This is a genomic window from Prevotella conceptionensis 9403948 (assembly GCF_000312305.1).
Classification (GTDB): Bacteria; Bacteroidota; Bacteroidia; order Bacteroidales; family Bacteroidaceae; genus Prevotella; species Prevotella conceptionensis.
The window spans coordinates 1-14557 of the sequence record NZ_HE999460.1; the positions used below are offsets into that span (position 1 = coordinate 1).

Annotated in this window: 11 protein-coding genes and 1 pseudogene; 6 read left to right on the plus strand and 6 right to left on the minus strand. The window is 45.9% G+C overall.

Annotated features, from left to right (window positions below):
* Positions 1 to 79: 79 nt before the first annotated feature.
* The 3 genes from BN93_RS15230 to BN93_RS15240 all read right to left on the minus strand — a co-directional run bounded on the left by BN93_RS15230 (position 80) and on the right by BN93_RS15240 (position 5094).
* Positions 80 to 1474 (minus strand): DUF3945 domain-containing protein, encoded by a 1395-nt coding sequence (locus BN93_RS15230; RefSeq protein WP_019189146.1) that lies wholly within the window; start codon positions 1472 to 1474, stop codon positions 80 to 82.
* A 174-nt stretch (positions 1475 to 1648) separates the two neighbouring features.
* Complete coding sequence (locus BN93_RS15235; RefSeq protein ID WP_014709365.1) at positions 1649 to 3346, minus strand: ABC transporter ATP-binding protein; 1698 nt, start codon at positions 3344 to 3346, stop codon at positions 1649 to 1651.
* A gap of 2 nt (positions 3347 to 3348) precedes the next feature.
* Positions 3349 to 5094 carry an ABC transporter ATP-binding protein gene (locus BN93_RS15240; RefSeq protein WP_019189148.1) on the minus strand — a complete coding sequence of 582 codons (1746 nt, stop codon included), beginning with the start codon at positions 5092 to 5094 and terminating at the stop codon, positions 3349 to 3351.
* A gap of 201 nt (positions 5095 to 5295) precedes the next feature.
* On the opposite strand from BN93_RS15240, the gene BN93_RS15245 reads away from it, so the two are divergent.
* The 6 genes from BN93_RS15245 to BN93_RS15265 all read left to right on the plus strand — a co-directional run bounded on the left by BN93_RS15245 (position 5296) and on the right by BN93_RS15265 (position 11151).
* Positions 5296 to 7671 carry a TonB-dependent receptor gene (locus BN93_RS15245; RefSeq protein ID WP_019189149.1) on the plus strand — a complete coding sequence of 792 codons (2376 nt, stop codon included), beginning with the start codon at positions 5296 to 5298 and terminating at the stop codon, positions 7669 to 7671.
* An 18-nt stretch (positions 7672 to 7689) separates the two neighbouring features.
* Complete coding sequence (locus tag BN93_RS15250; RefSeq protein WP_019189150.1) at positions 7690 to 8871, plus strand: hypothetical protein; 1182 nt, start codon at positions 7690 to 7692, stop codon at positions 8869 to 8871.
* A 139-nt stretch (positions 8872 to 9010) separates the two neighbouring features.
* Positions 9011 to 9991, plus strand: coding sequence for a helix-turn-helix domain-containing protein (locus tag BN93_RS15255; RefSeq protein WP_019189151.1), 981 nt, complete (start codon positions 9011 to 9013; stop codon positions 9989 to 9991).
* Between the two features lie 87 nt (positions 9992 to 10078).
* Positions 10079 to 10456: a hypothetical protein gene (locus BN93_RS15260; RefSeq protein ID WP_044261095.1), complete on the plus strand. Its 378-nt coding sequence runs from the start codon at positions 10079 to 10081 to the stop codon at positions 10454 to 10456.
* A gap of 112 nt (positions 10457 to 10568) precedes the next feature.
* Entirely contained in the window at positions 10569 to 10802 is a 234-nt protein-coding gene (locus BN93_RS17170) for a hypothetical protein (RefSeq protein ID WP_008564089.1), read from the plus strand.
* A 22-nt stretch (positions 10803 to 10824) separates the two neighbouring features.
* The gene (locus BN93_RS15265) at positions 10825 to 11151 is read left to right on the plus strand and encodes an RteC domain-containing protein (protein WP_044113225.1); all 327 of its coding nucleotides are present in this window, start codon (positions 10825 to 10827) and stop codon (positions 11149 to 11151) included.
* Positions 11152 to 11287: 136 nt separating this feature from the next.
* Here the strand turns inward: BN93_RS15265 and BN93_RS18810 are convergent, their stop codons facing one another.
* From BN93_RS18810 to BN93_RS15280, 3 genes and pseudogenes are all read right to left on the minus strand, one after another.
* Positions 11288 to 11491 (minus strand): permease of the drug/metabolite transporter, encoded by a 204-nt coding sequence (locus BN93_RS18810; protein WP_232211210.1) that lies wholly within the window; start codon positions 11489 to 11491, stop codon positions 11288 to 11290.
* A 304-nt stretch (positions 11492 to 11795) separates the two neighbouring features.
* Positions 11796 to 13805: a conjugal transfer protein MobC gene (mobC, locus tag BN93_RS15275; RefSeq protein WP_044261096.1), complete on the minus strand. Its 2010-nt coding sequence runs from the start codon at positions 13803 to 13805 to the stop codon at positions 11796 to 11798.
* Positions 13806 to 13989: 184 nt separating this feature from the next.
* Positions 13990 to 14557: pseudogene (locus tag BN93_RS15280) on the minus strand (conjugal transfer protein MobB); the annotation flags it as partial.

Below are 14557 nucleotides of genomic sequence, written 5' to 3' on the forward strand. Positions count from 1 at the left end.
GATTTCACGAGCTACGCTCGGCTTTTCTGCTATGATGACTTTCATTTGTTCTTACTTTTTGGATATTAGTGGTGGCGGATTACATTTTCATTCCCTTGGAACGCTTTTTCTCTTCTTGCTTTTGTTCCTGCCCCGTGGTAGGCTCTGTCTGTCCCTGCTTGAGTGGCTCCTTCACATGCTTGGTAGCTTCGTTGGTCTTGCCTTCGGAATTGACGGCGACCTGCGTGCGGGAAGCATTATCGGGAGTAATCTCTTTGGCTTGGGACTTGTCGGGGTTCCATTTGAGGAAGTCGAACTTGTTTTTCTCAAAGTTCGGACGCACATAGGCATTGAAAGACTCTCCCTTCTTGTCAATAAGCCCGGTCATATAGACCGTCTGACCTGATTTGAGCTTCGCTTGCTCTTCGGGAGAGATGTCACGTCCCAGCATCTTTTTGGGGACACGCAATTCTTTCTGCTCTGACTGTCCCTGCCCTTCGGGGGCTTGTCTTTGATGTTGTTCCTGCTTGGATGAGCCGAAACGAAATTCAATCGACCGCTTGTCGGCATTGAATTGAAGGTTGGCATTGAAATGCTTTCCCGTTTTGGAAGTCATGCCCTCTACATAGATGCTTCTGCCTTCCGAGAGTTCCTTTTTCTGCTCATCGCTCAGCTTCACGCCCTTGATTTCATCGGGGATGCGTACCCGGTCGGCACTCAGGGCGATGATGTCGTTCGTCAGGCGGTCGATGCTCACGAAACTACGGGTCGGCTCATCTTTGCCAGGGAAAGTTAAATCCACGGTACGACCGAGATTGCCTGTTTCTTTGAGGGCTTTCTTATCCTCGTCGGTGAAGGTATGCCCGAAGAACTCAAGCTCCAATTGAGGTTCCTTGCGGATGGCATGGACAACGGGGATAAATGTACCGTCTCCGGAGGCTTTCAGAGAAAGACGGGCATCGGTGTAAAGGGAGACTTCTCCGATTTTGATTGCGATGGGAATAAGCGGAGTCTTGCGGTATTGAAGCAGGTCATCAAGATGCTTGCCCTTTTCGAGACTCTCACGGCTTACGCCCATCTGCTCGAACTGCTCCCACTTCACCTTGTCGGGATCAATACCTTGAAACGGCTGTTTCTGCTCCCCTGCATAGTCCGAAGGATTGACACGGGCGGAGTCCAGCATCTCTTTATTGGAAGGGACTTCCGGAGCTTTGAGCATCTCCGAGAGAACTCGTGCGCTGGCAACGGCACTCTCAAAGGGCACTTTGAAGAAATTCAGCGACGTAGGGTTCTTGAACTGCCGCATGAAGTTGGAAAGGAAGTTTTCCAGCGCATTGCTGTGCTTGTCGAACTTCAGGAAGCTCTGTTCATGCTCGGCGGTAGGCGGAACGGTTTTCAGTCCGCCTTTCTCGTCCGTACCTGTGACGGCTTTGAGATTCTCGTCCTTCTGATCCTTGACCAAAAGGACTTCTTGGTCTTTGATTTTTTCGTCCATATTACAATGTATTTAATAACACCAACAGCGGTGCACGGACAAAAGTAAATCAAAGAAACAGTGTATGTTAGGGGTTTGAGATAACTGCGTACTTGTGGCTTCGATATGGATAGAAGTGGCAAAAAAAGAGGTACGACTCAAAGTCATACCTCTACATTCTTTATCTCTTTCAATTTATTGCATCTCCAACAAGCTACAGTACAATCCTGCTTTAGCTTTGAGTTCGGCATGCGTACCCTTCTCCATAAGCCGTCCCTTGTCCATCACGATAATCTGGTGGGCGTTGCGGATGGTTTGCAAATGGTGAGCAATGACCAAGACCGTACGGTTACGGATAAGGGCGGACATCGCTTGCTGTATTTTGTATTCATTGACGGGATCGACATTGCTCGTTATCTCGTCCAAAAGGAGGATGGGAGCATCCTTGAGGAAGGCACGGGCGATGGAGAGGCGTTGCTTCTGTCCGCCCGACAACCCCAAGCCGTTCTCCCCGATTATCGTTTCGTAACCATCGGGCAAACTTACGATGAAGTCGTGTATCATCGCCCGACGTGCGGCTTCCTCGATTTCCCCCTGTGTGGCATTGCGGTTGCCAACCTTGATATTGTTGGCGATAGTGTCGGAAAAGAGAATGACGTTCTGCATTACCACGCTGATTTTGCCGAGCAGATAATCGTAGTCCATTTCCCGTATGTTCACTCCGCCGATACGGATACAACCCGTCTGTGGTTCCCAAAAGCGGAGCAGTAGATTGGTGATGGTGGTCTTGCCCGAACCTGACGAGCCGACAAGAGCCGTTACCGTCCGTTCGGGTACATTGAACGTGAGGTCTTTCATCTTGAACCCCTTTTTTTCGTAATGGAACCCTATGTTTTCAAATGAGAGGTCAAAGCGTTCCGCCGTTTTCGGTTGGTCGGGATCGACGATCACGGGAGCATCCAACAGACGAGAAATGCGTTCGTAGCTATCCTTTACCTTGATGTAGTTCAGCCAATGACTCTCCATATTGACAAAAGGTTTGTAGAATTCTTTCGAGACGATGACGAACATCAGGTAAGCGAAAAGGGAAAGTTCGCCACGCCAAGTCCACCAAAGACCAAGCGTTGCCATCAGTGCGAAAGCCAGCTCAATGAGAAAGACATATCTGCCCACATTCACAGCTGCTAAACGAGAAGTCTTCTTGCTGCTTTCCCCGAACTCGCTGACAGAACGGTCGAGTCTGTCACGGAACATTCCTTTTCCTCCGAATATTTTCAGTACGGGTATGCCCTTGACATATTCCACGAAAAGGCTGACCATATCCGCCAAACCGTCTTGTGCCTCCTGCTGTGCTTTCATTCCCGAGCGGATGCCCTGATATAGAGAGAAAAGGGCAACGGGAAGGATGGCAATCATCGCCAATCCCATACGCCAGTCCACACAGAACAGTCCAATGCCAAGTATCAGAGCCACGATGAAGTCGGCGGATATCCGTGTCCAAAGGTGCCCCACCACCATTTCCATATTGTCCACGTCCTTGTGTATGACGGTGCTTATCTCGCCCAGACGCTCATTAGTATAGAAACCGAGTGAGAACATTTTCAGTTTCAAGATGATCTTCTCACGGATGCGCTCCACGAGATCGAAGCCGGCAAAGTGTTTGCTCATATCGGCTATGGCATTGGATATGGTTTTCAAAACTAATAGACCACCGAGTATCCACGCTGCCGAAATTAAAGAGATGCTTTCTCCCTGTATATGACGGTCAATAAGAAACAAGACAGTGAGCATTATCGCCGTGCCACAGAGAGCATAAATTACGAAAAACAGTGCGGAGACAATCAGATGTCGCACTCCGCGGGCAGTCAGTTCATTCAGTATATTGCGTACCATTCTTATTCCTCCTTTTCTTTTAGTTGCCATTTACTTACCCGTTCCTGTGTCTCCGTCATATTGCGATATAGTGGGCAGTTGTCCATCAATTCTCCGTGCGTTCCTGTCGCCACGACCTGCCCCTTGTCCATTACGACAATACGTTCCATATCCTGAATAGTGTTGAGACGGTGGGCGATGGTGATGACGGTCTTGTTACGCTGCAATTCATCAAGAGCTTCTTGGATGAGTTTCTCGTTCTCCCCGTCCAATGCGGCGGTTGCTTCGTCGAGAATGACAATCGGCGAGTCTTTGAGCAACATACGCGCAATGGAAATGCGCTGCTTCTCCCCACCGGAGAATTTTACACCCGCTTCGCCTACCAAGGTATCGTAACCATTGGGCAGTTCCACGATAAAGTCGTGTATGCGTGCCCTTCGCGCCGCTGTTTCCACCTCCTCTTGCGTGGCGGAGGGTTTGCCGATACGGATATTGTCCCGAATACTCGTGTTGAAAAGGAATACCTCCTGTTGCACCATAGAAAAGAAATCGGCAATGTTACGTTCGGAGAGTTCCGCAAGATTTTCTCCGCCCAGACGGACGGTTCCCGACTGCGGTTGCCAGAAACCCATCATCAGGCTTGCTAATGTGCTTTTGCCTGACCCCGATTCGCCCACAATAGCCGTATGGTTACCCTTAGGAAATTGCAGACAGACGTCACATAACGCACAGTCTTTCTTATTCGGGTAGGCAAATGTCACGTGTGCGAAACTGACATCGGTCTGCATGGCATCCGTATTCCTGTCTGCCGTATCCCTTGCAGGTACTTCTGTAATCGACTGAACCCTCGCTAACGACTGTCCATAAACAATCCTGAAATGTTGGAACGTAGCCAGTTTGGCAAAGGAAGACGAGAACAGTCCGCCCAATATCAGGGCGAGAATAAAACGTGCCACGGTCAGTTCGCCCGAACTCATCAGCCATAGACCGACAAGCGTCATCACCACAATACCGCCCTCTAAAAACATCGTGATGAGCGTCATCGGCATGGTAACGCTGAACATACTACGCTTCACCCAGCGGATATAGTCGCGCATACCACCGAGAACTCGCTCTGTTCGGGTCTCCTCGTGGCTGAATGCTTTGATAACCGGTATTGTAGCCACATATTCCAAGAGGTCTTCCGACATCTTTTTCGTGCTTTCCATGAAATGGCGAAAACTTTTACCCCACAGACTTTTAACTGCCATCTGCAAAAGAAACGCCAACGGTAGCAGCGAGATGAGCGACAATCCCAGCCGCCAGTCCAATACCATAACAATTGCCCAAAGCAAAGCAGGAAAAAACGTTGCCGAGAGGATTTCGGGCAGTCCGTGCGCCAGATAAATCTCGATTTGCTCCACGTCGTGGTTGATGATGTTCACCAAGTCGCCCACCTTCCGCTCCTGAAAGAAGCCGAGCGGCAATCGTTGCAGGTGGCTAACGATGCGTAACCTCAACCGTGTGAGGGCGTTGTAAGCTGAGCGGTGCGCCCGCCAGATCGACGTTCCGTAGAACACGCCTCGAAGCAAGGCGAATAGTACCATCACCGCCCCGACAATCCAAATCTTTGCAGAAGCGAACGTGTCGCTCATCAGTCTGTCCACTGCCCACACCACGAGCAATAGAGGCAGCGTGCCGAAAACAAGATGCAGTATGACCACCGCATTGGAGAGCAGACTGCGGCTCTCCCGCTCCTCATTGAGAGGCTTGATTTTTTGTTTATCCATATGTATGTATCGTTTCGATTTTCTAAGATGCAAAAGTACGGAGACGCACAGGAGCAAAATAACCTGAATGAGCATTACACTACCCGAAAACGATAACTTGACACATATAAAACCCAATAGGGGCATAAGTGTGAATAGTAGGGTTATTTATCTGTTTTATAGGTGGGTAATTTTGCACGGGTTTTCACAAACAGATAAGATATGTCAATCGACTCAATAATTCATTTATACAAAAGAGTGCTCATCGTCAGCTCCCTATTGCTGTGGGCTTATCCGATGTTTGCACAACAGCATTCCATCGAAATAAAAGTTATTGATGCAGAGAATGGAAACAGTATAGAATTTGCCACGGTGCAATGGAAAGGTCTGAACGCCCCTTCGTACAAGAACGGTACAACCACCAACAGAAAAGGAGTAGCGAAACTAAATACGCCTGCCCATCAAGAACTTGTACTAAGGGTGAGTTATGTGGGTTACCAAACAATTACCGACACGATTACGACAAATGTGAAGCGTCATACCCTGAAGTTACGTCCGGAATCGGCGGAGTTGGCAAATGTGGTAGTCTTTGGAAAAACAAAAGCACAGGTTATTAGAGAGTCGCCCGAAGCGGTTTCAGTAATAAACGCTAAGGAATTGCAAGGTCGCTCTGTTTCTTTAGAAACCATCTTGAACAAGACCATTGGTTTGAAGGTCGGGCAGACAGGTGGATTGGGAAGCAGTTCGAGGATTATCGTTCACGGATTGGAAGGAAACCGCATTCAGATTCTTTGGGATGGTATTCCGATAAATACGTCGGACGGAGCCTTTTCGCTTGATGAGATTCCGATAGATATTATCGAACGGATAGAGGTCTATAAGAGCATTATTCCCGCACGTTTCGGTTGTGACGGATTGGGTGGTGCCGTCAATATCGTCACGAAGGAGTTTAGTACGGACTATTTGGATGCTTCGTACGAACTAGGTTCTTACCAGACACACAAGGGAAGTGTCTTCTCGCGCAAAAACTTTCCGAAGAGCGGTATTCTGCTCGGTGCGGGAGGGTATTATACGTCCGCAAAGAATGATTACTCTTTCAGGGTTCCCGAAAGAGAGAACCTGTTGGTAAAGCGAGACCACGACCGTTTTCGTTCATATATGCTGAAAGGGAAAGTTGCTTTCACGAAACTTTGGTTCGATGAGATTAGTACCGAGTTCGGGTATTACAACCGTTTCAATGAGATACAAGGAGTATTGAAGAATATCCAGCACGCTGAAAACAAATCCGGGATGTTTATGCTCGAAAACAAGCTGATGAAAAGTGGGATGCTGAAGAACCGTCTTAACTTCGAGTCGCATTTCTCCCTCTCGCATACGACGAACAATTTTGTGGATACGGCACGAGTTAATCACGATTTTGAAGGAAACATATATCCGAGCCCGAATGGACAGGGAGAAACGGGGGACGTCCCCCACAACTCAAACGACAAGGGTTTGGAAATCAACGAACGTATCAACCTTGATTATAGATTGTCCGCCAATCACAGTCTGAACCTGAACACGCTTATCAACTATGCCCGAAGACAACCGAGCGATGACATTGCGAGTCTGCATGCCGGTTTTGTCATCGGAGGATTTCCAAGCAAAAAGACCAGTGTCATTTCTGGTTTGACTTGGGAAGCGAAACTCTTCGGCAGGAAACTGACGAATATGTTCTCTGTAAAGTATTTCCATCTCCATTCCGAGATAGAGGATTTGACGTCATACGAGATGATTGAGGCTCCGAAGAAAAAGAGCAATACGACATCGCAGATCGGCTGGATAGAGGCAATGAAGTACGAACCGTTCAGAGGCTTTCACTTGAAGGCATCTTATCAACGGGCAATACGTCTCCCTAATTCACAAGAACTATTCGGTGACGGTATCATCACCTTTCCTGCTGCCGGACTGAGACCGGAGAAAAGCCACAACTTCAATCTGGGCTTCTTGATAGACAAAAATGACATACTCGGACTGTCGCGATTACAGTTTGAGGTGAATGGCTTTTATATGCAGGTGAGCGATATGATAAAACTGATAAAACAACATATGGCAGCCGGATATGTGAATGCAGAAAAGGTACATATCAAAGGTATAGAGACCGAGTTGAAACTGGATATATCGCCTACGGTCTATGCCTACGGAAATCTGACTTATCAGGATGTGCGCGATGTCTTGGACTATTTGCCGGGCACTCAAGCCCCCAATCCGACAAAAGGTTTGCGATTGCCGAATATTCCCTACCTGTTCGCCAACTTCGGAGCGGAATATCACAGCGACCGATTGTTCAAGAACTGGTATATTAAGGCATTTTGGGACGGGAAGTTCACGGAAGAGTTCTTCTACTTTTGGGAACTTACCGAATTGCAGAAACGCCGCATTCCTCGCAGTTTCGTCAATGATATAGGTCTGTTACTGACCTATAAAAACAAATATTCCATCGCCTTGGAATGCCACAATCTGATGAACAAAGAAGTGTGGGATCAGTTCCGTCAGCCGTTGGTAGGACGGACATTCCATCTCAAATTCAGATACGTCTTCTCGAAAGGTATTTTATAATTCTAAACATAAATAAAAATGAGAACAACAACATTGAAGAACGTAGCTTTTTCTGTTATGCTGGTCGGCTCCATAGGGCTGACGTCCTGCGACAAGAATGAGAATCTCAAACCAACGCCCAACGAGGTGCAACAGCATTTTGTCTTTGTGCATTATGTGGACAAAAGTGCTTACGTCGGCACGTTTGGTGATTTGACTCCTCAAGCAACCGACAATAAGAAAGCATTCGAATTCGGCTTTGGGTGTTATCTATTCGCAAAGGGAAACACGGTACTTGTGCCCGAAGGGAAATTCGGAGATAAGGTACACAAGTTTACAAGAGGGGTGCACGGCGAGCTGCAAAAAGCAGGTACGATAACTTTTGAACAGATGGCTCAACCCGGAGAAATCAACTTCATCGACGAACAGCGGGCATACGTTGCTTTGCACGGCAGGGGCAAGATTGCGCTAATCAATACCGCTACGTTACAAAAAGAAGATGAAATCGATCTCTCGCCTTATGCCGTTCAGGACAATAATCCCGATCCCGGTTGCAACGTCATTCGAGACGGAAAGATGTACGTAGCCCTCAACCAGCTCAACTCTCCCCACACCTCCGTACCGGGGACGGGTGCAGAGGTGGCTGTTATTGACCTTAAAACGAAAAAGACCGAAATCATCAAGGACAGTCGCACAAGTGTTGTCGGATTGTTCCGCCATTCCGACGCATTCATAGACGAGCGGGGCGACATCTACTTTTACAGTGCGGGCAACAACTTCAACGTTGCCAATAAGGAAGGTTTCCTGCGTATCCGCAAAGGAAGCGACCAATGGGACACCGACTACCTGTTCAACCTGTCAAAGACAACCATAAAAGGGATTGGCAAAACGGGGCAGTATATGATTAAGTCTTACTATGCGGGCAATGGCATTGTATATAGTTGCTTGAAAGTAACGGACACTGAATTCGGAATACTCAAGAAAGACTTTCAACCCGTGAAAATCGACATTTGGAACAAAACCATCGAAAAACTCGATTTGCCGATGACCGACAGCAATGGCTCTTTTGCCATAACTCGCTACAAGGATTTCATCGTCTTCGGAATGACGTGCAATAACGGCACAGGCTACTACACCTATAATATCAAGACGGGCGAATGCTCGCAAACACCCGTTGTTACTGCCGTGGGAGTACCTTCAAGTTTAGTCGCGTTTGAGTAAATCCATATCGCAAGAGTATTCCCTCAAACAGGAATACTCTTGTTTTTTATAGAGCATGTGATTCAACAAGGATAAAAGTATAAGAAAATCTTCTTTTTTATCCTTGTTTATTTGTAAATTTGCAGGAAGGTATAATGATATGACCATAGAATTTTGTGCAATCAATAAGCCAGAAGACTGGATCGAGATGGTTGCCGAGCAATTCGGCACATCGGTAACGAACGATGGTTTTACCGTTCCGCCCTCAGTGGGCAACGGCTTTTTCAAGCAATACTATCCGTTGCCGTGGCTCACATTGACCTATATCAGTTTCATGTCGTATGAACCGATGACAATGGTGCGTCGCTCGGTGGAAAACTCGAAATGGATTCCCGTGATGTTCTACATCAACGAGCATAAACATGAACAGATTATCGGCACAAGCACAAAAACGGTCGGGGTGGACACGCTTGACGGTATCTTTATGCCTTCAAGCAATATCCCTACGGAGTGGACTTTCGCCCCTAAACGACAGTATGAAAACATCACACTGACTTTCAACAAGGATTGGATAGAGCAAATGGATACGGCTTGCGAAACCTATATCGGTCGGTTGTTCCAGTCGGACAAGTCTTTTTATCTCTTCGAGACCATCACACCTGCGATGCAACAAGTATTGTATGGCATCAAGGCGATAGCCAAAAGCGATGCACCTTTCTCTCCCCTCCATCTGCACGGAAAGGCAATAGAACTGCTGACAATATTCCTTGAAAAACTCGAAAAGCGTTCGGAAGTAAAATCTCTTTCCAACTTAAATTTGAACGATGTGGAGGCTGTCTTCCGTGTCCGTCGTCAGATTTTACAAAGTTTGAACAACGTACCGAGCATTCCCGAACTGGCACGTGAAGTAGCAATGAGCAGTTCCAAACTACAAAAATGCTTCAAACAGGTCATCGGCAAGGCGATTGCCGAGTATGCCCTATCCGAAAAGATGGAATGGGCAAAACGTTTGCTTTCCACCCGTCTTTACTCTGTATCCGAAGTAGGCTATAGAATCGGATATGCCAATCTCAGCCATTTTACAGAGGCTTTTCGCAAATATCACAAGATAAACCCAAAGCAATATCTCGACTCTTTATAGATTTGATAAAATGGGGATATTGCTTAGCATTTGAGGGTTATTTTACATTAAGTAATATCCCGAACTTTGCCTGAAAAACATCAGGTAATGGGAACAATGACATTTAAGTTTCATCTTTTTGTTGGAGTAGCAATCTTTTTATTGTTTTCCTGTATTTCTGTGTGTGCGCAATCTCCGAATGAAACCATCTCTCTCCAAACTGAAGATATTTCAATGAAAAATCGCATTAAAATAAAAGACTATTTCCGTGTAGGCTTTTTCGGAGGAGAAACAGAAATACCTAATTACTACGGAAAGAGAGTTTTGATAGAAGTGGACACAAAGAATCATCGGTGTTACTTTAAGGAAAAGACAATGATTATGAAGAACAAGAGAAAATTGGTATTGAATAACAATACTATTAAATTCAAACTTTCACCCTCAGAAAGTTATTTTACGACCAGTACGTTGAAACAAGGGAAATAATCCCAGTTTTATCCTTGCAATCTCCATCTGTTACAATTAAAAGTTGTAACAGATGGAGGTTTGTGTATTTATCATCATTACAAATAATTCACTCATTAAATGATATCAAAATATGAACAGACTTGTCAAAACAGAATCCTTTAAAATGCTGTTTTCAAATGACAGCACAACTGCAACTAACAATCTTATAAAAGAAGTTACAAGATTGGGAGAAACCGAAGTAAATCTTGCTTCATTGTATCGTACTCTTCATTATACTCGATTCCATTTGGAAAGTATGATTGATAAATCAGGTATAACAACTGAAACGGGAAAAAAATGTGGAGGAACTGCTTTTTGTCATTGACATGGAGTTAGAATTGCTGAAGATGCGAATACTGGGAGTTTTACCTGCTGTACACCCTAAATCTGCCAAGAATTTCCGCTGGACAGGCAAGACTACAGATTTGGTTGAATTGCTCTATGCCCTTGACACCTGCAACTGTATCAACAACGGCGAAATCGGTGTGGAGGAATTAGCGGATGTTTTTTCTGAAATCTTTGGTGTAGAAATCAAGAACTGTTACAATGTCTATATGAACATGAAACGCCGCAAGGATGACAGTCGCACCTATTTCCTTGATGAACTCCGAGAGAAACTCAACAAGCGTATGGTGGAGAGCGACCTGAAAGGCGGTAAATTCAAGAAACGATAAATCAAAAGGGAGATACTTCGAATCGGAATATCTCCCTTCATTTATTTTCTGCAACTATCGGTTGCAGAAGTTTTTCTAATCTCTCAAAATATAGACAGCAATTTCTCCAACCCTCAGTTGGAAAAATTACCACCTCCTATCGAAAAGCCCTGATAACTTTATAGACAGCCCACAAGCTGGTGAAAGGAGCGGTGAAGACTCCTATGATGACAAAGAGAATCAGTTTGAAGATATAGTAAACAATCCACTGTCCGTTTGTTCCGGCAATCATTTTATATGGGATGAACTTCTCTACGAAGAGGTATCCCGACCATATCGCCATCAGTATATAGCCGGACATCCATCTCATATCCTCAAAACCTTTGGTCGCCAAGAAATTCCATCTGAAACCTATGACAAACAAGGCGATGAGAAACAACAGACTGAAGATGCTTCGCCAAATCTCACTACGTTTTCTTTTCTGAAAACAAGGTGTACAGAGTATCGGCTGATACCTTTCCGCACATTCTGAGCATAGTCCTTTCCCGCAATCTGAGCATTGGGCAACTGCCGGTTCTTGGGTATGATTAAAACAATTCATAGTGTAATCATTTAGCGTTTTCAAAAATACAAAAATTCTGCCTTAGAGTCAAGAAAAACAACCGTTATTTCTTGGTGTTGAGTAGTTTGGAGAGTTCCGGATCGTCGGAAATCCGCTGCAACTCCTGTTCCACGATTTCCCGCACCTCCGTCTTGACACGGTCATAGTTCGCCTTGATTTCCTGCTCCATCATATCCTCTCCGTTTTCATTCGTGAAGTCTGTCAGAATGGGTATCGGGCGGTAAGCAGCCGTTTCCTTTGCAACTTTCGCATTGTCCACTACAATCTCACAGTGGAATATCTTCTGCTCGATACGTTCGGAGAAGTTATCTGCGACCGCTCCCACGAACATTCCCTGTGTGAGCGTGGAAATCTTGCTCTGCGGAATCAGACTGTCCATCTGCGTGGATATGGAGGTCGTTTTGTCGCTGCGGGTGATACTCATACTCTGTCGCTTTTGAAGCACCTTTCCGAAACGCTCCGATAAAGTCTTTGCCGTCTCGCCGACCACCTGTCCGGAGAAAATGTTTCCGACAGTATTCATCACTACAGCCGCTTCCTTGTCTCCATAATCGCGCTTCAGTTGCGAAAAGTCCTGAAAGCCCAAGCATACCGCCACCTTGTTGCTTCGTGCGGTGGCAATCAAGTTGTCCAACCCCTTGAAATAGATGGTGGGTAGCTCGTCAATGAGCACGGAACTTTTCAGCATCCCTTTCTTATTGATGAGCTTGACGATACGCGAATTATACAATCCCAATGCCGCTCCGTAGATATTCTGTCTGTCAGGATTGTTTCCTACGCATAGGATTTTAGGCTCCTTGGGATTATTGATGTCGAGTGTGAAATCATCTCCTGTCATAATCCAATAGAGCTGCGGACTGATCATCCTTGACAAGGGTATCTTGGCGGAGGCTATCTGCCCTTGCAACTGGTCAGCCGCCCCTCCGAGCCAAGCGTCCATGAAAGGAGAAAGATAGTTCTCCAATTCAGGATATGAGGTGAGTATCGGAAAAATATCCTCGTACTTGCGGCAGAGAAACTCTATGGCATGCGGAAAGGTGCAGTATTTCCCTCCCTCGAAAATGCGGAGATACCAAATGATAGCGGCAAAGAGTACGATTGGCGACTCCACGAAGAAATCTCCCTGCTTCTGTACCCACGTCTTGTTCAGGTTGAGCATAATCGTATAAGCCGATTCATAGGCATCCGATATGTCGCTCATAAAGTCGGGGTGTATCGGATTACAGCGATGTGACCGACGAGGGTCATCGAAGTTGATCACGTAAAACTTCGGCTTGACCTTGTATCCTTCCGAGTGATGCAGCAGATGATTGTACACAATCGTGGAGAGGTCTGGATACTTGAAGTCGTAGCAGTAGATGGCAAATCCTTTCTCAATTTGCTGTTTGATGAAATTATTGATGATGGCATAGGACTTACCGCTGCCCGGTGTTCCTAAGACGGATACCGCACGGAAAGGATTGACCACATTTATCCATCCTTTATTCCACTTTTTTCGGTAATAGAAACGAGTCGGAAGATTGACCGAATACTCGTTTTCCAAGAGCCTTGTCTCCTGCATAAAGGATTCGTTCTCCAGATTGAAGACATCTTCCATCAGGTTGTTCTTCAAGAGGCGGCTCATGTAGAGTCCCGCCATCAGCAGGCACACATATCCTACGGTTATCGTAAAGGTGTAGAGAGCCGCATTGGCTTCAATGGGTAGCGGCAAGGCAAGTATCCACCAATTGAGGAAGAAAAAGATAAAGCCAATGCCCATAAATACCCATATTTTCGACCACGTGATATGCTCCTCTTTAACGCCCTTCGTGCCCAGACAGGAAAGCCCCATCAGTACCAATGCAAAGAGTTTGGTGTAAAGCATATTACCAAATAGTCCCGCTGTGCGGTGGAAGTTCATCAGAATCCTATCCACCACACCGATATTCATTCCCCATAACCGTATCGCTTCATAGCAATACCAATAGAGGTGGGCTACTACCAATATAATACTTACGGCACGCAGAAAATCCATGATTTTTGCCAGTGCTCTCAAATCGTCTTCTTGTTGCATAGTTTTTCGTTTAATTTCGTTCTTACTTTTATGATTGTTGAAATTGTCTTATAAGACTTTTCAAATTGTCTTATAGGACAATTTTAATTCCCTTATAAGAGAATTTGGTGCCTCTGATAATTCCTGATATTCAACATATTACAAACTCCCCATTTTACTGTATTTTAGAGATGGAAAATATGGCTTATAACCGGGGCTTTTGCTGTTTCTTCTTTCTCTGCATCCGTCTGCGGAACTGTTCTTCCTCCCAGTCCGTTCCGTGCGCTTCCATGGGCAAATCAAGAAGACCGCCCAATACGGAATCTCCGTCCGAAATCTGAGTTTGGGGAATACTGCCTTTCCCACTCTGCTGTATAGGGGCAGACAATTCGGGATGCGGACGGTCGAACCACTCGGCAATAGCGTTTGCCGAAAGTTCCTTGCCCAATCTCGAGCCATTGATGACACAGCCGTTGTTATGGTCTATAAAGGTGACACCATAGAGCCGCCCTTCCTCGTTTTCTCGGAAGATGACATCAATACCCCTGTGATGCAGGTTCCCCCTGAAATCCTCTCTTGTGGCAGAACGCTTCAATGCTCCGGCTACGATTGCTTTGGTCTTAGGAGCAAGATGCTTTTCCTTCAGTTTCTCCTTTGACGCCTTGAATCTATTTTGCAGAGCTTCATATCCGACAAACTTCCCAAAGAGAGAGGATTTGAATACTTTTCCGACTTTATTCCCCTTGTCATCCGTGGCAAAGTAGAGAAGTCCT